Below are 18,441 nucleotides of genomic sequence, written 5' to 3' on the forward strand. Positions count from 1 at the left end.
CCTCCAAAACCAGGGCCTGCTCATGCAGTGGCCGCGACGGCCGCGCCCGTCACGCTGCGCGCGAGCGTGAGCACCGCCCACGTGACGAGACCGAGCACGATCGAGAGACCCGCCGCCGTCGCCATGTTGGCGTTGAGCGTGAACTCGGTATAGATCGTCATCGGCAGGACGTCGATATCGGTGGCGAGCGTGAACGCCGTGCCGAACGCGCCCATCGCGGTCGCGAAGCAGATCGCGCCTGCGGCGACGAGGCCGGGCGCGAGCGCGGGCAGGATGACGTCGCAGAGTACGCGCCACGACGACGCGCCAAGCGATCGTGCGGCCTCTTCGAGCGAGCCGTCGAGCTGGCCGGCGCAGGCCATCACGGTCACGATCACGCGCGGGATCGAGAAGTACAGGTAGCCCGCGAAGAGTCCCGCCATCGAGTACGCGAACACCCAGCGCTCGCCGGCGAGCCGCATGGAAAGCGCGCCGATGAGGCCCTGGCGGCCCGCGAGCATGATGACCATGAAGCCGACCACGACGCCCGGAAACGCCAGCGGAAAGGTGAGCAGCGCGACGAGCGTGCGGCGCCCGGCGAACGCACGCCGCGCGAGCAGCAGACCGCAGATCGTCGAGATCGCGAGCGTAGCCGCGGTCACGGCGGCCGAGAGCGCGATGGTCGCGCCCAGACTGCGCATGTAGCGGCCATTCGTTAGGAGTGCGCGATAAGTGTCGATGAGGTGGCCGTCGGCGCTCACCTGGACGAGCGCGATCATCGGCAGCAGCCAGAATGCGAGGAACACCGCGAGCGCGGGCGCGATGAGCGCCACGCGCCAGCGCAGCGGGAAAGTGAGGTCATGCATGGAAGTGATCGACAGGGATATCAGTGCATGATCTGCAGATAGCGCTCGCCGAAGGCTTGCTGCTGTGCAGCCATCTTCGCGAAGTCCACCGGTTTTGCGCGTGCGTAGTCGCTCGCGGGCAGGAACTTCGCAGCCGCTTGCGGGGAGAGCGCGCTCGCGCGCACCGGTCGCAGGTACGCATTGGCCCAGAGCTTCTGGCCTTCGTCGGAGAGCACGAAATCCAGCACCTTCTTGCCGTTCGCTTCGTGCGGCCCGTTTTTTACGAGGCTCATCACATAGGGCACCGAAATCGTGCCTTCCCTGGGAATCACGAACTCGACGTTCGCGTGGTCCTTGTATTTGGCGCGGTAGGCGTCGAAGTCGTAGTCGAGCAGGATGGGAATTTCGCCCGACAGCACGCGCGCGTAGGCGGTCTGCTTCGGCACGATCGGCTGGTTGGCCCTGAGCTTGCCGAACCATTCGAATGCGGGCTGGAAGTTGTCGAGCGTGCCGCCCAGCGCGAGATTCACAGCCACCGCGCCCGCATAGCCCACGAAGGCGCTCGACGGATCGAGGTAGCCGACCATGCCCTTGTACTCGGGCTTGAGGAGATCGGCCCACGAACGCGGCACCGGCTTGCCTTCGAGCGCGTCCTTGTTGACAAAGAAGCCGAGCGTGCCCGAGTGAATGGCGAACCAGTAGCCTTGCGGGTCTTTCAGGTCGGCGGGAATGTCGTTCCAGCGCGCGGGCTTGTACGGCGTGATCACGCCCTTGTCCTTCGCCTGGAATGCCGAAGAAACGCCGAGATAGACAACATCGGCAACGGGACTCTTCTGCTCGGCCATCAGTTGTGCGATCGATTGGCCGGAGTTCTTGTTGTCGAACGGCACCCGAATGCCGGTTTCTTTCTGGATCGCCTGGATCTGGCTTTCCCAATCGGCCCACTCGGGCGGACAGTTGTAGCAGATCGCGGTTTGATCGGCGTGTGCCGCGAGCGGCGCGGCGAGACCGGCAACGAGTGCAGCGGCGGCGAACGGCAGGGCGCGGGACCAAGGCGCCAGGCACCGCGCGGGCGCGGCGAGCGCGCGCAGGGCGGCGCGTACGGACACAAGCGAAAGCGGGCCGGCAAAGGCGAGTCGGCGGATCACGGCGGGTCTCCAGGTAGGTTGCGAGAGCGTTCTGGTGGATGAAGGCCGCATGCGTGCACGGCCCCGATTGTCTGGCTTGTTCGTTCGATTCGTAAGCGATGCTAACTACATAGGAAAGCTGTTCACGAAAGCGCGCGACCGAATGCGCTTGCGCGCGCGCCGAGCGGCGCGTGGGCGATCGCCGTGATGGTGCCGCCTGCGCGCACCGTATGCGGCAGCGTATTGGCGAGCGGTCCCGCATAGTGGCCGCCGATGCGCGCCATCAGGCACTGCCACGCTTCGCGGCCGATGTCGCCATTCGGCGTGCCGATGCTCGCGAGCGGGGGCGCGAGCAGTTCGCCCATCGCGAGGCCGTCGAAACCGAGAATCGACATGTCCTGCGGCACGCGCATGCGCGCGCGGCGCAGCCCGCGCATCACGACCATGGCGAGCAGGTCGTTGCTGCAGAACAGCGCCGTGGGGCGCGCGGGCCCGCTCGTCAGATGCGCGAGTACCGAGGGCGCGAGGTCTTGCGCGTTGAAATCGATTTCAAGGGCCGGCGCCGGCGTCAGGCCCGCCTGCTGCATCGCGAGGGCATAGCCGGCATGGCGTTGGCGCGCACGATCGGAAGCGGCGAGCGTGCCGGCCAGCATGAGGATGCGGCGATGGCCGTGCGCGATGAGCATGCGCGCGCCGTCACAGGCGGCCTGGTGATTGTCCACCGACACCGAAGGACGGCGCTTCGTGTCGTTGTGCATCAGCACATAGAGCGGGCCGTTCGCGTCGAGTTCGTCGAGCAGGGGGTGCGTATCGGCGTCGGCGACGGTCAGGATCAGGCCCTCGACACGTTGTGCGCGCAACGTTTCGATCGCGTGACGTTCGCGATCGGCGTCGTATTGCGTGGTCATCAGCATGAGGCGCAAGCCCTGCGCGGCCGCGAGTTCGTCGATGCCTTGCAGGCACTCCGCGAACACCGGATTGGCGAGCGTGGGCAGCACCACGCCGATGAGACGCGTGCGCTCGCCGCGCAACTGGCGGCCGAGCGGGCTCGGGCGGAACTTCAGCGCGTCGATCGCCTCGCGCACCCGCGCGAGCGTGACGGGATTGACGGTGTGAGGCGCATTGATCGCGCGCGACACCGTGGCGATCGAGAATCCGGCGTGTGCGGCGACATCCTTGATGGTTGGCGTCATGCGAGCGGCCCCGGCGTCGTTGTAAACGTTTTCGATGGGGCCGATTATGAAAAACGCGTATGACCGTGAGATGACGGATGCGGGCCGAAGTTGCGCCTTGGGACGCGCGCCGCGCAATGGTAGAATCGCGTCCGCCCTGCCGGGGTGATGAAATTGGTAAACATAGCGGACTTAAGAAACGATTGAGTGCCCGACCGGAAACGGCCGGTGCAGAACCCCTCAAATTCGGCGAACCCCCTGGGCCTTGAAGCGCGTTGCGCGCGAGGCGCCGAGGCAACGCCGAGCCAAGCCGGCTGCCGCCACGCGGCGGCCAGGAAGGTGTAGAGACTAGACGGGGGGCGCCTAAGGCATGGTGCGGCGTGAGATACGCGGCGCTCGGCGACGGCGAAGGCATAGTCCAGCGCACGAACGCGCGTCCCTGCGAGGGCGTGCGGCGTCGAAAGACGTGGTGTGACGAAAATCCGCCGCCTAACGGCTTGCCGGTTCGAGTCCGGTCCCCGGCACCAGATGTTGTTCCAGTGAATCCCGCTGGAATCCGGAAACCCGCGAATGCTTAAGGCTTCGCGGGTTTTTTAATTCCCCACACGTTACCTCCGTGCGGACGCACGAACGGGATTAGTGGCGGCGAGGAGAAAAACGAAAAAGGCGGGGAGAAAGCTCAAGGCAGCCGCGCAAAAATAGCGGCGCGAGAATGATCGGTGAAGCACTGCGCCGCAACGAGGCGCTTGTGCACTCAACGACTCCCGATCTTCCCGGTTACCGGATTGATCAGCCTTGCGAATCCGAACAATGCCGCGATGCCGAACGGGCAGGCGATGAAGAATGCGGTCAACATGACTCCGCCTAAACGTAACAAAATGTATCGTCAGTTTAGCGCGGCGATGCGATTTGGGTATCAGGGTGAACGACAACAAACTATTGCGCCATCGCGAGCAATCTGAACTGAAACGCCCGTCTGGCGCGGCTCAACCGGAAGACGGTGCGCAGCGCATTAGATGCAGTCGAAGATTACCTCTACTGTTTGCGACGTCATGCCGCGTACGCCCTCTGAGTGGACTTCGACGGTGTGTAACCGCTTCTTCCGCTTTTCGCAGTAGTCCTCGGCTTCGCTGAGCCCGGCTGCGCGCACGTGGTTCCACGAAACCAGATCCCAGCGCGCGCGGCTCGTGACGGTGAGATGGCCATCCTGTCTCGAATTAACGGCAGTTACCGACGTGCACGCCGTCAGCACGCTGGCTCCAAACAACAGGACGTAACCTTTCATAGATTCTCCGTGGTCCGCGAGCATTCTCGCCGCCAGCCCGGGCATTGGCAACCGGAAGCGGTGCGCTCCGTCGCGCTAGGGTTGCTTGACGCAGTGGAACGCGGCCGTGCCGTAAGGCACTGTCACGAGGGTTTTCCCGCGCAGTTGGGGCTCCGAATCGATGAGTGCGCGCAGTTCGGCCTCGATACGGGCCTGCTCCCCGGAAGGTAAGGCCGCAATAAAGCTCGTGGATTTCACGCGCGCGATGATGACGTCCTCGGGCGAGCCGGTGTGGCCTTGCATGAAACGTTGTTCGTGCAGCGGCCCGAATCCTGCAAACGGGAAGGCGTTGCGCCATTGGCCCGTGTAATAACGGGGCGTGTCGCCTTCGGCGCGGTTGACAATGGCGTCGAGCCGCGCGACCCACTCGACGCTCGCGTCGCGCAGATTCCAGATCAGGCCGAGACGGCCGCCGGGTTTGAGCACACGCAGAATTTCGGCGAGTGAGGCCGCATTGGCGAACCAGTGGAACGCCTGCGCGCAGACGACTGCCTCGACGCTCGCATCGTCGAGCGGGAGCGCCTCCGCCGTGCCTGCGCGGGTATCGACTTCGGGTAGCGCGGCGGCGAGCTTCGCCCGCATGGCGGCCACGGGTTCGACGGCGATCACGTGCGCGCCGGTCTCCAGCAGGCGGCGCGTGAATTTACCTGTGCCGGCGCCCAGGTCGACGACTGTCGCACCGGCGGCAAGGCCGAGCGTCTCGCGCAGCCAGGCGTTCACTTCGGGCGGGTAATCGGGACGGCCGCGGACATAGAGGTCCGCTGCGGCGGGCGTGTAGCCCTGTTCAGCCGAGTGATGGACGGCGTTAGGCGGGTTGGTCATGAGCGCGCTCCGGCGTTGGGTCCGCGAGCGAGCATAGCACCGCGCCCCGCGCCGGCCAAAGGCGCGCGCGTCGCGCAACGCGCCCGGATGGGCGCGGTGCGCCGGGGTCAGTCGTGGGCGATCTGGTCGCCGACTTGACCCTGGCCTGAAACGAGGCACGAAGAGAGGAAGTTTTCGCTCTGACTGTTCGCGCCGCGTTCGCCGAATCCGTGCAGGAGTGCTTCGGCCTTCACGAGTGCGGAACCCTGGGCGCAGGTCAGCGAGCCAGCCTCGTGAGCCTGCACACGTGTCATGGCCCGGTTCGCGAGGAGGAGTGCGAGGACGATGACAACACCAACATTGAATGCTTGTCTCATGATTTCGTCTCCTTGTGCATTCAGACTATCTCAGCCGTTCGGCGTCCGAATCCAGGAGTTTCCCGGCGATGCACTGCAGCACATGTGCCCCGCAAAAATGCGCTTTCATGCGGGTTGCGTAATGCTTCGGCATCCTTCGCTTGCCCCTTGCGCGCCGTTGCGCCTTTGGCGGCGCGGCGCCGGAAAAACGCGCCGGTGTGCAGGCTGAAGCGCTGCGCCGCAACAATGGCGCGACGCGTCAGATTCGACGTCTGCTAACAAATGTAGCGCCCCCGCGCCGCGAGCGCCGCGTGGCACATCGACACGGTGTGTTTTTGCACAACGGACACGTGCCAGCCCCCATGCGGCACCTTTTTCGCGGACGCCGGCTTCTCCTTGAAATACGCCGGAGCTTCCTGCAAGATCGACGCCCGCTCTCTTTTTTCCGTGCGAGGTAAATCCATGCAGTTGATCGGCATGATGGACTCCCCCTATGTGCGTCGCGTCGCGATTTCGCTTCATGTGCTGGGGCTGGCGTTCGAGCATCGCAGCGTTTCGGTATTCCGGCAGTACGACGAATTTGCCCGGATCAATCCCGTCGTGAAGGCGCCCACCTTCGTTGACGACGACGGCACGCAACTAATCGATTCGACGCTGATCCTCGACTATCTCGACCGCAAGGTGCCCGCCGCGCAGCGGCTCATGCCGGAGGAGACGCAGGAGCGCACCTTCGCGCTGCGCGTGAACGGCTTCGCGCTCGCGGCCATGGAAAAGACGGTGCAGCAGGTCTACGAACGCGAATTGCGCCCGGCCGAGCGCCAGCATGAGCCGTGGTTCGAACGCGTGAACACCCAGATGCACGCGGCGTGGGCCGTGCTCGACCAGCTCGTTGCGGGCCGCGACGGCTGGCTGTGCGCGGGCCGCATCACGCAAGCCGACATTACCGCTGCCGTTGCGTGGCGTTTCAACCAGTACATCTTGCCCGGTTCCGCCGACTCCGCGCGATATCCCGCGATCGCCGCGCTTTCCGCACGCGCCGAAACGCTGCCGGCATTCGTCGCCACGCCGCTCGACTGAATCGCGCTTCGGCGAGCCTGGTGGCGCGGCTAAGTGCGACGCCGCGCCCAAGGCTGCCGCGTGCGTTTCGATTGTTTGCGATTTTCGACAAGTGACTTCGCGGACTGCCCATTTATCCGCACTCGCTGCATTCCTAGAATGACAACATCGAATGACCCTGCGTCAGGAGGACGCGGGGCATGCAGCGGGAGCGGTCATGAAAACCTTTATCGAACGGCAGTTGTATCAGCCAGCGTTGGTTCTGCCGATGGTGGACCTGATGCAACTGATGGTGTCGCTCGACTTCAACATGGGGCAAGTCGGGCTGATGGTGGCGACGCGCGGCGCGCGCGCCGCATTCCAGCGCTCGCGTGAACTCTGGAACGCGGGCCACGGCGAATGTGCGCCCGGCGATTGTGTACATTGATTGTGTGCATTGGTTGCGCGCGCACCGAATTTTCCCCATTCAGGCACAGGGTCTCTAACCCCCCATTCACCGAACGCCTGACGCAAGCGCATTGAGCGTTCGCCAATCCCCCTGACGCGCAGCGGCTTCGCCCGTTTGCTGTTGTGACGTCACCCTGTGAGCCGCCTCGACGTGCGAGGCGGCTCTTTTTTTCGCCGTCGATGCGTACCCGATTCGGAGAAACACGCTGCGGGCAGCGGCGGTTCGTCGCGCGTAAGATGGCGCGATGCGCCGCTTTTCGCGAATCGCGGCTCAACTCCCGTGAACGGCAAAGGAGGGCGGCATGGCACAACGTTTCGATGCGATTGTGATCGGCACGGGGCAGAGCGGGCCGCCTCTCGCGGTGCGCCTCGGAGAGAGCGGCCGCAAGACGGCGGTGATCGAGCGCGCGTTGTTCGGCGGGACCTGCGTGAATGTGGGCTGCACGCCGACGAAAGCGTATGTCGCCTGCGCGCGAGCCGCCCACGTCGTGCGCCATGCTGCGGACTTCGGCGTGCATATAGCCGGCAAGGACGCGCAACCCGGCGACGTACACGTCGATCTCGCGTTCGTGAAGGCGCGCAAGGAGCGCATCATCGAGGCGTCGCGCGATGGCGTCGAGAACTGGCTGCGCGAGGCGCCGAACGTGGCCGTGTTCAAGGGCCACGCGCGATTTACGGGTGCGCATGCGGTGCGCGTCGCGGCGCACGAAGGTACGCAGATCGATCTGGAAGCGCCCGAGATTTTCATCAACACGGGCACGCGCGCGCACATTCCTTCCATTCCCGGTCTCGAAACGATCCGCTACGAAACCAATTCGACGCTGCTCGCGCTGGAGCAACTGCCCGAGCATCTGGCGATCTGCGGCGGCAGCTACGTGGCGCTCGAGTTCGCGCAGATGTTCCGCCGCTTCGGCAGCCGCGTGACGGTGCTCGTGCGCGGGCAACGCATACTCGCGCGCGAGGACGACGATTTTTCGCGCGCGGTGCAAGACGTGCTCGCGCGCGAAGGCGTGGCCTTTCGCTTCGGCGTAGCGCCGCGCAGCGTCGCGCCGCTTACAGGCAACGGAGGCCAGGCAGGCGTGCGCATCGCGCTCGACGATGGTCCGCTCGATGCTTCGCATCTGCTCTTCGCCACGGGGCGCCTCCCGAACACCGACGATCTGGGGATCGACGCCGCGGGCATCGAGCGCGACGCCCACGGTCTCATCGCTGTCGACGGTCAATTGCGCACGCAAGTTCAGGGCATCTGGGCGCTGGGCGACATCAATGGCCGCGGGGCGTTCACGCACACTTCGTACGACGACTTCCAGATTGTCGCGGCGAATCTGCTCGACGGCCAATCGCGCAGCGCCGACACGCGCATTCCCGCCTACGCGGTGTACGTCGATCCGCCGCTCGCGCGCGTTGGTATGAGCGAGCGCGAAGTGCGCGAGCGCGGCAAACCCGCGCTCATCGCCACCATGCCCATGTCGCGCGTGGGCCGCGCGCGCGAACGCGGCGAGACGGATGGCTTCATGAAGGCGCTCGTGGACCCGCAGACGCAGCGTATTCTCGGCGCGGCGATCTTCGGCATCGAGGGCGACGAGGCGATCCACACGTTCATCGACACGATGACGGCCGATGCGCCCTACACGACGCTGCAATACGCGATGCACGTCCACCCGACCGTGAGCGAGCTGGTGCCAACCTTGCTCGACGGCCTCAAACCGCTTGAATGAGCGCTATTTCATGAACGAATCGAACACCGCCGCATTCGGCAATCTCTTCGGCAATCTCTTCGCGGGCATCGATCACAAGGCTGATGAAGAGCGCATCGACACGCTCGTTTCGCGCGACGGCGTGCTGATCGAGCGCATCGTCTCCACGGGCCAGACGAGCCCGCCGGGCTTCTGGTACGACGACGCGCGCGAAGAGTGGGTAGCGCTTCTGGCCGGCGCGGCGACGCTGGAGTTCGAGGATACGGCGCAGCCGCCGCGCCGCCTGCTGCCCGGCGACTACGTGCATATTCCGGCGCACTGCCGTCATCGCGTGTCGTGGACCGATCCGACCGTGCCGAGCGTGTGGCTGGCGATTTACATCGGCGCGGCGCAAGAGGCGGCCGACGGGCAGGCGTGAGCGCGGCGATAATCGGCGCTATTCAACCGAAACGAAACGTCATGTCCGCGAAATATCCCCTGCGAGTCGCTTTGGTGTCCGACACGCACAATCTGCTGCGTCCCGAACTGCTGGCCTTCGTTGAGGGCGCGGACGCCGTCGTGCATGCGGGCGACATCTGCGAGCAACGCGTGCTCGACACGCTCGCGGCCATCGCGCCGCTCACCGCGGTACGCGGCAACAACGACCACGGCGCGTGGGCACAGGCGTTGCCCGTGCAGACTACCGTCGTACTGGGCGGCGTGAGTCTGGCGGTGGTCCACGAACTGCGTGACCTCGAAGGCGATCTCGCCGCCTTGGGCATTGGCGTGGTCGTGAGCGGACATTCGCACAAGCCTGCGCTGGAAACGCGCGACGGCGTCCTGTACGTGAACCCCGGCAGTGCGGGGCCGCGCCGCTTCAAGCTGCCCATTTCGGCGGCCGTGCTGACGATCGGGAAGGACGGAACGGTGCACGTCGAACACGTCAATCTCATCGAATAGAGCGAAGCGGGCGCGCAAGAAAAAAGGCCAGCGCGAAGCTGGCCTTTGTGCATTTCAGCGGCGCGGTATTACGCGCGCACCTATTACGCTCACACCTGTTACGCGCGCACCGCGTTGGCGACGGCGTACTCTTCGTCGAGTTCGCGCGCGAGACGCACGCCGCGCAGCACCGCATGCGCTTCCGCCTTGGTGCTCACGCTCGGCGCCGAGCCCGGCAGCGGGCGGCGCGCCGTTTCATGCAGCGCCAGCACCGAGACGATGCCGACCACGGCCGCGCCCATCAGGTAGTACGCGGGCATCATGAGGTTCTGCGTGTGCTCGACGAGCCATGCCGCCACGAGCGGCGTCGTGCCGCCGAACAGCGACACCGACACGTTGAAGCCGATGGCGAGCGCGCCGTAGCGGATCGCGGTCGGGAACAGCGCCGGCAGCGCGGACGGCATCACACCCGTGAAGCACGAGAGCAGCGCGCCGAGAATCAGGAGACCGAAGAACACCGGCACGAGCGCGCCCGTCTGGATCAGCGTGAGCGACGGGATCGACAGCAGGATCAGGCCCACGCAGCCCGCGAGCATCACCGGCTTGCGGCCGACGGCGTCGGAAAGACGGCCGAACGCGAGCGTCATCGGCATCATGAGCACCATCACGATCAGCACGAGAAAGAGGCCGTGCGTCTCGTTGAAGTGCAGCGTCGCCGAAAGGTAGCTCGGCAGATACGAGAGCGCCATGTAGTCCGTCACGTTAAAGATCAGCACGAGGCCCACGCACAGCAGGAAGGGGCGCAGATGCTGCGTGAGCAGCGAGTTCAGCGTGAGCTTCGGGCGCGCGTGCTCTTCGGCTTCGCGCAGTTCGGCTTCGCGCTTGAACGCGGGCGTTTCTTCGAGCTTCATGCGGATATACAAACCCACGAGGCCGAGCGGACCCGCGATCATGAACGGCACGCGCCAGCCCCAGTCGAGCAGTTGCTGGTGCGAGAGCACGGCGGTCAGCACGGCCACCGTGCCCGCGCCGAACACGTAGCCGATCAGCGTGCCGAATTCGAGGAAGCTGCCCATGAAGCCGCGGCGCTTGTCGGTGGCGAATTCGGCGATGAAGGTCGCGGCGCCCCCGTATTCGCCGCCGGTCGAGAAGCCCTGGACGAGGCGCGCCACGAGCAGCAGCGCGGGCGCGGCAATGCCAATCGACTTGTACGACGGAATCAGGCCGATGGCGAAGGTGCCGCAGGCCATCATGATCATCGTCATCGCGAGCACGCGCTGGCGGCCGATCTTGTCGCCGAGCGGCCCGAACACCATGCCGCCGATCGGGCGCACGAGGAACGCGGCCGCGAACGTGCCGAACGTGGCGATGAGCTGCGCCGAGGGGCTGCTCGAGGGGAAGAACACCTGGCCGAGCGTGACGGCGATGTAGCTGTACACGCCGAAGTCGAACCATTCCATGGCGTTGCCGAGCGCCATGGCGGCGACGGCGCGTTTGAGGAGGCTTTTGTCGACGATCGTGATGTCGTCGAGCGTAAGGTCGGTTTGGGCCGACGAGCCGGAGGTGGAAGCGGTCAAGGTCTGCATCTCCAATGACTGCGACGAACCCATAAGGGCCCGCCACGGTTGCCGGAGAGTGCCGTTTCGCGATAGCGGCGACATTTCGCGCCCGGCGCGTCACATGAGGGGACGCGGGCGGGCCGGTGGCGCATCGCGGAAGGCGAGCGGCGCACGAAAGCATTGCTGAAGTGTCGCGAAACGACACTCGGACGAATTGTGTTTAACGTTGCGCCTGCGTGGCCGTGGAAGGGGGGCAGGACGCATGAGGACGCTGGACCGGCACGAAGTGCATCAGTGAAGCGCCGCTGAAACGAAAAAGAAGCCCGCGTGGCGGAGCGTTCCTTTTGTCATATGCGCATTCGGGTTGACGGCATTTTTGGGTGCCGCTTTGACTAACTACCCGTATGCAATTGATGGCTAATGCCTGTTGAACGAGGCCACATGATAGCACGATAACGGAAGATCGTGCAAACCCAGGCATCTACGGGGAAGCGGGGAGCGGGCCGCAGGCCCCATCTGGCGGGGGATTGCGCCGATTCGACGGAACCGTTTCTGAAGCCTTGAGAGCGCATGAAGCGCATAAAAAAACCGCGCCGGAGGCGCGGTTTTTGCAGGGGCGTTGGCTACGTTTGTGCGTGCCCGGCTATGCCTTAGCCTTCGGTCGGCGGCACGAAACCCGAAGCCTGGTCGGCGCCCTCGCCAAAGAAGTACTTTTCCGTCTGCTTCATCAGGTACTGACGCGCGCGCGGATCGGCCATGTTCAGGCGGTTTTCGTTGATCAGCATGGTCTGCTGCTTGAGCCAGCCCTGCCACGCTTCCTTCGAAACGCTCTCATAGATGCGCTTGCCGAGTTCGCCCGGCAGCGGCGGAAAGTCGAGTCCCTCGGCTTCCTTGCCGAGCTTCGCGCATTGGATCGTACGGGCCATGCTGTGCTTCTCCTGTAGTCGTATGTGGGGTGGGCCGCGCCGCTCAGAGCTGTTTCATCAGCACGAGCGATTTGCGCTGCCAGTTGTAGAGGCGGCGGCGGTCTTCGGGCAGGTCGTCCACCGTTGCCTTGACGAAGCCGCGCTTGAGGAACCAGTGTTCGGTGCGCGTGGTGAGCACGAAAATGCGCGTGAGCCCGCGCGCCCGCGCGCGCTGTTCGATACGGCGCAAGAGGCGTTCGCCGTCGCCCGAACCCTGCGCCTCGGGCGAGACCGTGAGGCATGCCATCTCGCCGATACGCTCCTGCGAATACGCGTAAAGCGCCGCGCAGCCGAAGAGCACGCCATCGTGCTCGATCACCGAGAAGTGGTCGATGTCGCGCTCGATCTGGTGACGGCCGCGCCGCACGAGCGTGCCGTCGCTTTCGAGCGGCTCGATCAGCGTGAGAATGCCGCCGACGTCGTCGGGCGTGGCCTCGCGCAGGCTTTCCAGGTTCTCGTACGAGATCATGGTGCCCACGCCGTCGTGCAGGAACAGTTCGAGCAGCAAGCCGCCGTCGAGCGCGTAGGGGATGATGTGCGCGCGGCCCACGCCGCCGCGGCAGGCGCGAATGGAGTGCTTCAGATAGAAACCCTCGTCGCCGAGCACGGTGCCGCCTTCCTGCAGCTTGTACGCGTCGTCGAGCGACATTTCGCGGATCAGCTCGCCTTCCTCGTCGATCAGGCCACGCGTTTCCGTGAGGAAAACGATCTTGTCAGCGCGCAGCGCGATGGCCGCCGCCGAGGCGACGTCTTCCATCGACAGGTTGAACGCCTCGCCCGTGGGCGAAAAACCGAGCGGCGAGAGCAGCACGAGCTTGCGGCTCGCGAGCGAATGGCGGATCGAATCGGCGTCGACCTTGCGCACGACACCCGTGTGCTGGAAGTCCACGCCGTCGAGAATGCCGACCGGGCGCGCCGTCACGAAGTTGCCCGACACGACGCTGATGTGCGCGTGCGCCATGGGCGTGTTCGGCAGACCCTGGCTGATCGCGGCCTCGATGTCGAGACGCACTTCACCGGCCGCTTCCTTCGCCGATTCGAGCGCGCGGGCATTCGTGATGCGCATGCCGTGAGAGAACTCGGACTCGACGCCGTGCAGGCTCATCTGCTCTTCGACCTGCGGGCGCGAACCATGCACGAGCACGATCTGGATGCCCATGGCCTGCAGGAGGGCGATGTCGGCGACGAGCGCGTTGAGCAGGTTCTGGTGCACGACCTCGCCGCCGAAACCGACGACGAAAGTCTTGCCCTGGAACGCGTGGATGTAGGGCGCGACCGATCGCATCCAGTCCACGAATTGCGCGTGCTGCGCAACGAGCTGCGAGTCGGAATCCGCGGCGGCGGCGGAGGCCGGCGCGCTGGCGGTGGCGGGGACGAGGTCGGTTTGGGAATTCATGCCCGGGATTATAATGCGCCCCCATGTCGAATGTACCCAAAAGACCTGCCTCGGCGCAGGGCAGCAACACCCCGGCCGGGACGGAAACGGCGCCGGACGGCGCGAAAGCGAAAAGCGCGTCGCAGAAGTATGGCGACGGGCAAAAGAGCGCGTCGTCGGACAAGCTTGCCGCGCTCATGGGCGGCGGCGCGCTGGGCGCCGCGCGCGTGCAGGACAAGCGGGCGGCGCAGGCGCAGCAGGTAGCCAGGCCGGAAGACGTGCCTCGCGATACACGCAAGCCTGAGCCACCTCGCGAGGCGGGAAAATCTTCCCAGCCGGCGGGCGGCGAAACAAATCGCGTGCCGCAAAGCCAGCAACGCGCGCAGCAAGGCGAGGCGCGTGCCCCGCGCAAGCCGGACGCACCGCGCGACGCGCGAGCGCCGCAGTCAAAGGCTGCGCAGCACGCGCCATCCGGAGACGCGGCGCGCGAGCGCACGCAACGCGCGCCGCGCGATGCGTTGGGCAGCGCACCGCAGAAGCCGCCGCGCAATCCTTCGCCGCAGCAAAAGCCTGCGCAGCAGAACCCACAACGCGCGCCGCGATCCGAAGCAGTGCGCGAACGCGACCAGTCTGCGCAACGCGCCGCCCGCCCCGGCAACGAACGCAGCGAAGCCGCCGAAGCCGCCGAAGCGGCCGCGCGCAAGCCGCGCGGCGACCGTCCGCCGCGCGCCGCGCGCGCCAACGTCGAGCCGAACAAAATCCCGCCCATCGCGTTCTCCGAAGCGCTGCCCGTTTCGGGCCGCCGCGAGGAAATCGCGCGCGCGATTGCGCGGAATCAGGTCGTGATCGTGAGCGGCGAAACGGGCTCGGGCAAGACCACGCAGTTGCCGAAAATCGCGCTCGCTCTGGGCCGCGGCCTCGGCGCGGGCGGCACGGGGTTGATCGGCCATACGCAGCCGCGCCGGATCGCGGCTTCGGCCACGGCGCGCCGCATTGCCGACGAACTCAACACGCCGTTCGGCGAGGTGGTCGGCTACAAGGTGCGCTTCACCGACAATCTCTCGCCAGGCGCTTCGGTCAAGCTCATGACCGACGGCATCTTGCTCGCGGAGACGCAAACCGATCCGCTGCTCAAGGCCTACGACACGATCATCATCGACGAGGCGCACGAGCGCAGCCTGAACATCGACTTCCTGCTCGGCTATCTGAAGGAGATCCTGCCGCGCCGGCCCGACCTCAAGCTGATCGTGACCTCCGCGACCATCGACGCCGATCGCTTCGCGCGCCACTTCGGCAGCGACGAAAAGCCCGCGCCCGTGATCGAGGTGAGCGGGCGGCTGTATCCCGTCGAGGTGCGCTACCGGCCGGTGCAGGAGGACAGCCCGGCGGTCAGGAACGCGCAGGGCGCCGCGCCTCGCGAAAGCAAAAAGTCGCAACGCGATACAGATCGCGACCTGATGGAAGCGATCGTCGATGCCGTGGACGAACTTTGCCGCGAAGGCTCCGGCGACGTGCTCGTGTTCCTGCCCGGCGAGCGCGAGATTCGCGACGCCGCCGAAGCGCTGCGCAAGCACCATCCGCCGCACACGGAAATTCTGCCGCTGTTCGCGCGGCTTTCCGCGCAGGAGCAGGAGCGCGTATTCAAGCCGTCGAACGCGCGCCGCATCGTGCTCGCAACCAACGTGGCGGAAACGTCGCTCACGGTGCCGGGCATACGCTATGTGGTCGATACGGGCCTCGCGCGCGTGAAGCGCTATTCGTATCGCAACAAGGTCGAGCAGTTGCAGATCGAGTCGATTGCGCAGGCCGCCGCGAACCAGCGCGCGGGCCGATGCGGGCGTGTTGCCGACGGCATCTGCATTCGTCTTTACGAAGAGTCGGATTTCATCGCGCGGCCGCGTTTTTCCGATCCGGAAATCCTGCGTTCGTCGCTCGCCGCCGTGATTCTGCGCATGAAGTCGCTGCATCTCACGGCAATCGAGACGTTCCCGTTCATCGAGCCGCCGCCGGGCCGCGCGATCGCCGACGGCTATCAGTTGCTGGGCGAACTCGGCGCCGTGGACGACGACAACGCGCTCACGCCGCTTGGCCGCGAACTCGCGCGTTTGCCGCTCGATCCGCGCGTGGGCCGCATGATTCTCGGCGCGCGCGACGAGCAGGCGTTGCGCGAAATGCTGATCATCGCGAGCGCGCTTTCGGTGCAGGACCCGCGCGAGCGGCCCATCGAGGCGCAGGAGCAGGCCGACCAGGCGCATCGCCGGTTTGCCGACGAGCGCTCCGAGTTTCTCCAGTGGCTCAAGATCTGGGCATGGTTCGAGGAAGCCGTCGCGCACAAAAAGTCCAACCGGCAATTGCTCGATTCGTGCCGTGCGAATTTCCTCTCGCATTTGCGTCTGCGTGAATGGCGCGACGTGCACTCGCAACTGCTGACGGTGGTGCGCGAACACGGCTGGCGCATCAATGAAGCCGACGCGACCTACGAGCAGATTCATCACGCGCTGCTCACGGGTTTGCTCGGCAACATCGGTCTCAAAGCCGACGACGAGCCCCATTATCTCGGCGCGCGCGGCATCAAGTTCCACTTGTGGCCCGGTTCGGCGCTCGTGAAGAAAGCGGGCCGTTGGGTCGTGGCGGCGGAACTCGTCGAAACGAGCCGCCTCTACGCGCGCTGCATCGCGAAGATCGAGCCCGAATGGCTGGAGAAAGTGGGCGCGCATTTGCTGAAGAAGTCGCTTTCCGAGCCGCATTGGGAAAAGCGCGCGGCGCAGGTGAGCGCGTTCGAGCGCGGCGTGCTTTATGGCTTGCCCGTGTATCAGCGCAGGCGCGTGGCGTTCGGCAGGCAGGACCCCGCGCGTGCGCGCGAACTCTTTATTCGCGGTGCGCTCGTCGAAGGCGAGTTCGACACGAAGCTCGCGTTCTTCGCGCACAACCGCAAGTTGCTCGCCGACATCGAGCAACTGGAACACAAGTCGCGCCGCCAGGACGTGCTGGTGGACGACGAACTGATCTACGGCTTCTACGATCAGGCGATTCCCGAAGGCATTTACTCGGGCGCGTCGTTTGAGCGCTGGTATCGCGACGAGGTGAAAAAGAGCGGTCAGCCCGAGGACAAGCTGCGTCTCCTGTATCTCTCCCGCGACGACCTCATGCGCCACGAAGCGGCGGGCGTGACGACCGACTTGTTTCCGAAGCGCATGACGATGTCGGGCGTGGCGATGGCGCTCACCTATCACTTCGAGCCGGGCTCGCCGCGCGACGGCGTGACGCTCGCGGTGCCGCTCTACGCCCTCAACCAGGTCGATGCGCGCCGCTGCGAATGGCTCGTGCCGGGCATGCTCAAGGAAAAGGCGCAACTGCTGCTGAAGTCGCTGCCGCAGAAGCTGCGCCGTCATTGCGTGCCGCTGCCCGAGTACGCGGCCGGTTTCGCGGAGCGCACGGGGGGCGAGCGCTTCGGCGCGGGTGGCTTGCTGGAGGCGTTGATCGCCGACGTGCGTGAGCAGAAGCAGGTTCAGCTAAAGACTGCCGATTTCAAGCTCGAGACGCTGCCCGCGCACCTTTTCATGAACTTCAAGGTGATCGACGAGCACGGTCGCCAGCTTGCGATGGGCCGCAATCTCGCGCAGTTGCGCGCCGAACTCGGTGCGCAGGCGCAGCAGCAATTCCAGAAGCTTGCCAGCGCGACAGCGCTCGCCGCGCTGGAAACGCACGCGCAGGGCGGCGATGCCGGCCAGAACGCTCAAGCCGGGCCCGGCGCAGGCGCGAACGCGCCGCAAAAGAGCCTTGCGCCACACACGCCCGCCGCGGGCGACGCCACGCCTGCTACGGCGCTCTACGAAAACCTCACGACGTGGAATTTCGGCAAGCTGCCCGAGTTGCTGGAAATCCGCCGTGGTGGGCAGACGCTGTTCGGCTATCCCGCGCTCGTCGATCGCGGCACGCATTGCGACGTCGAAGTGTTCGATTCGCCGGAGGAGGCTGCGCGCATCCATCGCGCGGGTTTGCGCCGACTGTTCGCGCTGCAGTTGCGCGAGCCGATCCGCTATCTGGAGAAGAATCTGCCGGGCCTGCGCGAGATGGCGATGCAGTTCATGGCGCGCGCCACGCAGGAGGAACTGCGCGACCAGCTTGTCGAACTCGCGCTCGACCGCGCCTGCCTGCAAGACCCGCTGCCCGACGACGACGCGAGTTTCCACGCGCGCAAGGACGAAGGGCGCGGGCGGCTCTCGCTGCTCGCGCAGGAAATCGCGCGGCTCGTGGGGCAGATCCTCGCCGAATATGCGTCGCTTGCGAAGAAGCTCGTGCAGGCCAGGGCGTTCGGCGCGCCCGCTGCGGACATGCAGGCGCAGGTCGATGCGCTCATCAGCAAGCGCTTCATTCTGGAGACGCCCTATGCGCAGCTCGTGCATTTCCCGCGCTATTTGAAGGGCGTGGCGCTGCGTATCGACAAGCTGCGCGCCGACCCCGCGCGCGACGCGCGTCAGGCCGCCGAATTCCAGCCGCTCGCGCAGCAGTACCAGCGCGCGCTTTCGCAGCGTGGCGGCGTGTTCGATCCGCGCCTTTCGGAATTCCGCTGGCTGCTCGAGGAGCTACGCATCTCGCTCTTCGCGCAGGAGTTGCGCACGCCGATGCCGGTTTCGGTCAAGCGTCTCTACAAGGTCTGGGAGTCGATGCAGCGATAGGCCGCATCTGTCACCGCATCTTCGGCATTACGGGACATAACACTTGTTCGAAAGGGACGCTAAATTGCGTCCCTTTCACATTTCAAGGGCCCTACGTCAACCTTGCACGCAAGCAGACGTTCTACAATCACGAATCTGCCC

The 18,441-nt window shown here is 65.6% G+C and carries 16 protein-coding genes; 6 read left to right on the forward strand and 10 right to left on the reverse strand.

What is annotated here, in order from left to right; translation table 11 throughout:
- Nucleotides 1-20 precede the first annotated feature (20 nt).
- The 7 genes from U5768_RS07135 to U5768_RS07165 all read right to left on the reverse strand — a co-directional run bounded on the left by U5768_RS07135 (nt 21) and on the right by U5768_RS07165 (nt 6,083).
- Nucleotides 21-845: an ABC transporter permease gene (locus U5768_RS07135; protein ID WP_322029694.1), complete on the reverse strand. Its 825-nt coding sequence runs from the start codon at nt 843-845 to the stop codon at nt 21-23.
- Between the two features lie 20 nt (nt 846-865).
- A complete protein-coding gene (locus tag U5768_RS07140; protein WP_415913864.1) occupies nt 866-1,972 on the reverse strand; it encodes an ABC transporter substrate-binding protein in 1,107 nt (368 codons plus the stop codon).
- Nucleotides 1,973-2,094: 122 nt separating this feature from the next.
- Nucleotides 2,095-3,144 carry a substrate-binding domain-containing protein gene (locus U5768_RS07145; RefSeq protein WP_322029695.1) on the reverse strand — a complete coding sequence of 350 codons (1,050 nt, stop codon included), beginning with the start codon at nt 3,142-3,144 and terminating at the stop codon, nt 2,095-2,097.
- A gap of 991 nt (nt 3,145-4,135) precedes the next feature.
- Nucleotides 4,136-4,408, reverse strand: a complete 273-nt coding sequence (locus U5768_RS07150) for a hypothetical protein (protein WP_322029696.1) — start codon at nt 4,406-4,408, stop codon at nt 4,136-4,138.
- A gap of 75 nt (nt 4,409-4,483) precedes the next feature.
- Complete coding sequence (locus tag U5768_RS07155; protein WP_322029697.1) at nt 4,484-5,269, reverse strand: class I SAM-dependent methyltransferase; 786 nt, start codon at nt 5,267-5,269, stop codon at nt 4,484-4,486.
- A gap of 107 nt (nt 5,270-5,376) precedes the next feature.
- Complete coding sequence (locus U5768_RS07160; RefSeq protein WP_322029698.1) at nt 5,377-5,625, reverse strand: hypothetical protein; 249 nt, start codon at nt 5,623-5,625, stop codon at nt 5,377-5,379.
- Nucleotides 5,626-5,879: 254 nt separating this feature from the next.
- Nucleotides 5,880-6,083 (reverse strand): hypothetical protein, encoded by a 204-nt coding sequence (locus tag U5768_RS07165; protein WP_322029699.1) that lies wholly within the window; start codon nt 6,081-6,083, stop codon nt 5,880-5,882.
- Between U5768_RS07165 and U5768_RS07170 the strand changes: the two genes are divergently transcribed.
- The 5 genes from U5768_RS07170 (at nt 6,067) to U5768_RS07190 (ending at nt 9,743) form a co-directional block, all read left to right on the forward strand.
- Nucleotides 6,067-6,681 carry a glutathione S-transferase family protein gene (locus tag U5768_RS07170; protein ID WP_322029700.1) on the forward strand — a complete coding sequence of 205 codons (615 nt, stop codon included), beginning with the start codon at nt 6,067-6,069 and terminating at the stop codon, nt 6,679-6,681. The genes U5768_RS07165 and U5768_RS07170 overlap by 17 nt on opposite strands.
- 196 nt (nt 6,682-6,877) lie before the next feature.
- Nucleotides 6,878-7,087, forward strand: coding sequence for a hypothetical protein (locus U5768_RS07175; RefSeq protein WP_322029701.1), 210 nt, complete (start codon nt 6,878-6,880; stop codon nt 7,085-7,087).
- A 322-nt stretch (nt 7,088-7,409) separates the two neighbouring features.
- Nucleotides 7,410-8,825 carry an FAD-containing oxidoreductase gene (locus tag U5768_RS07180; protein WP_322029702.1) on the forward strand — a complete coding sequence of 472 codons (1,416 nt, stop codon included), beginning with the start codon at nt 7,410-7,412 and terminating at the stop codon, nt 8,823-8,825.
- A 10-nt stretch (nt 8,826-8,835) separates the two neighbouring features.
- Entirely contained in the window at nt 8,836-9,222 is a 387-nt protein-coding gene (locus tag U5768_RS07185) for a cupin domain-containing protein (RefSeq protein ID WP_322029703.1), read from the forward strand.
- A 41-nt stretch (nt 9,223-9,263) separates the two neighbouring features.
- Nucleotides 9,264-9,743, forward strand: coding sequence for a metallophosphoesterase family protein (locus U5768_RS07190; protein ID WP_322029704.1), 480 nt, complete (start codon nt 9,264-9,266; stop codon nt 9,741-9,743).
- 98 nt (nt 9,744-9,841) lie between these two features.
- Here the strand turns inward: U5768_RS07190 and proP are convergent, their stop codons facing one another.
- The 3 genes from proP to argA form a co-directional block, all read right to left on the reverse strand.
- A complete protein-coding gene (gene proP, locus U5768_RS07195; protein ID WP_415913865.1) occupies nt 9,842-11,299 on the reverse strand; it encodes a glycine betaine/L-proline transporter ProP in 1,458 nt (485 codons plus the stop codon).
- Between the two features lie 632 nt (nt 11,300-11,931).
- Nucleotides 11,932-12,207, reverse strand: coding sequence for an oxidative damage protection protein (locus U5768_RS07200; RefSeq protein WP_322029706.1), 276 nt, complete (start codon nt 12,205-12,207; stop codon nt 11,932-11,934).
- A 43-nt stretch (nt 12,208-12,250) separates the two neighbouring features.
- Nucleotides 12,251-13,642, reverse strand: a complete 1,392-nt coding sequence (gene argA / locus U5768_RS07205; RefSeq protein ID WP_322029707.1) for an amino-acid N-acetyltransferase — start codon at nt 13,640-13,642, stop codon at nt 12,251-12,253.
- A 23-nt stretch (nt 13,643-13,665) separates the two neighbouring features.
- Between argA and hrpA the strand changes: the two genes are divergently transcribed.
- Nucleotides 13,666-18,300 carry an ATP-dependent RNA helicase HrpA gene (gene hrpA / locus U5768_RS07210; RefSeq protein WP_322029708.1) on the forward strand — a complete coding sequence of 1,545 codons (4,635 nt, stop codon included), beginning with the start codon at nt 13,666-13,668 and terminating at the stop codon, nt 18,298-18,300.
- Nucleotides 18,301-18,441 lie beyond the last annotated feature (141 nt).

Origin of the sequence: Paraburkholderia sp. J76 (genome assembly GCF_905220295.1) — a bacterium.
Lineage (GTDB): Bacteria > Pseudomonadota > Gammaproteobacteria > Burkholderiales > Burkholderiaceae > Paraburkholderia.

Bases quoted from the DNA above. Each gene is read 5' to 3' on its own strand.
- U5768_RS07135 (WP_322029694.1), bottom strand. From the start codon at position 845: ATGCATGACCTCACTTTCCCGCTGCGCTGGCGCGTGGCGCTCATCGCG.
- U5768_RS07145 (WP_322029695.1), bottom strand. From the start codon at position 3,144: ATGACGCCAACCATCAAGGATGTCGCCGCACACGCCGGATTCTCGATC.
- U5768_RS07150 (WP_322029696.1), bottom strand. From the start codon at position 4,408: ATGAAAGGTTACGTCCTGTTGTTTGGAGCCAGCGTGCTGACGGCGTGC.
- U5768_RS07155 (WP_322029697.1), bottom strand. From the start codon at position 5,269: ATGACCAACCCGCCTAACGCCGTCCATCACTCGGCTGAACAGGGCTAC.
- U5768_RS07160 (WP_322029698.1), bottom strand. From the start codon at position 5,625: ATGAGACAAGCATTCAATGTTGGTGTTGTCATCGTCCTCGCACTCCTC.
- U5768_RS07170 (WP_322029700.1), top strand. From the start codon at position 6,067: ATGCAGTTGATCGGCATGATGGACTCCCCCTATGTGCGTCGCGTCGCG.
- U5768_RS07165 (WP_322029699.1), bottom strand. From the start codon at position 6,083: ATGCCGATCAACTGCATGGATTTACCTCGCACGGAAAAAAGAGAGCGG.
- U5768_RS07175 (WP_322029701.1), top strand. From the start codon at position 6,878: ATGAAAACCTTTATCGAACGGCAGTTGTATCAGCCAGCGTTGGTTCTG.
- U5768_RS07180 (WP_322029702.1), top strand. From the start codon at position 7,410: ATGGCACAACGTTTCGATGCGATTGTGATCGGCACGGGGCAGAGCGGG.
- U5768_RS07185 (WP_322029703.1), top strand. From the start codon at position 8,836: ATGAACGAATCGAACACCGCCGCATTCGGCAATCTCTTCGGCAATCTC.
- U5768_RS07190 (WP_322029704.1), top strand. From the start codon at position 9,264: ATGTCCGCGAAATATCCCCTGCGAGTCGCTTTGGTGTCCGACACGCAC.
- U5768_RS07200 (WP_322029706.1), bottom strand. From the start codon at position 12,207: ATGGCCCGTACGATCCAATGCGCGAAGCTCGGCAAGGAAGCCGAGGGA.
- argA (WP_322029707.1), bottom strand. From the start codon at position 13,642: ATGAATTCCCAAACCGACCTCGTCCCCGCCACCGCCAGCGCGCCGGCC.
- hrpA (WP_322029708.1), top strand. From the start codon at position 13,666: ATGTCGAATGTACCCAAAAGACCTGCCTCGGCGCAGGGCAGCAACACC.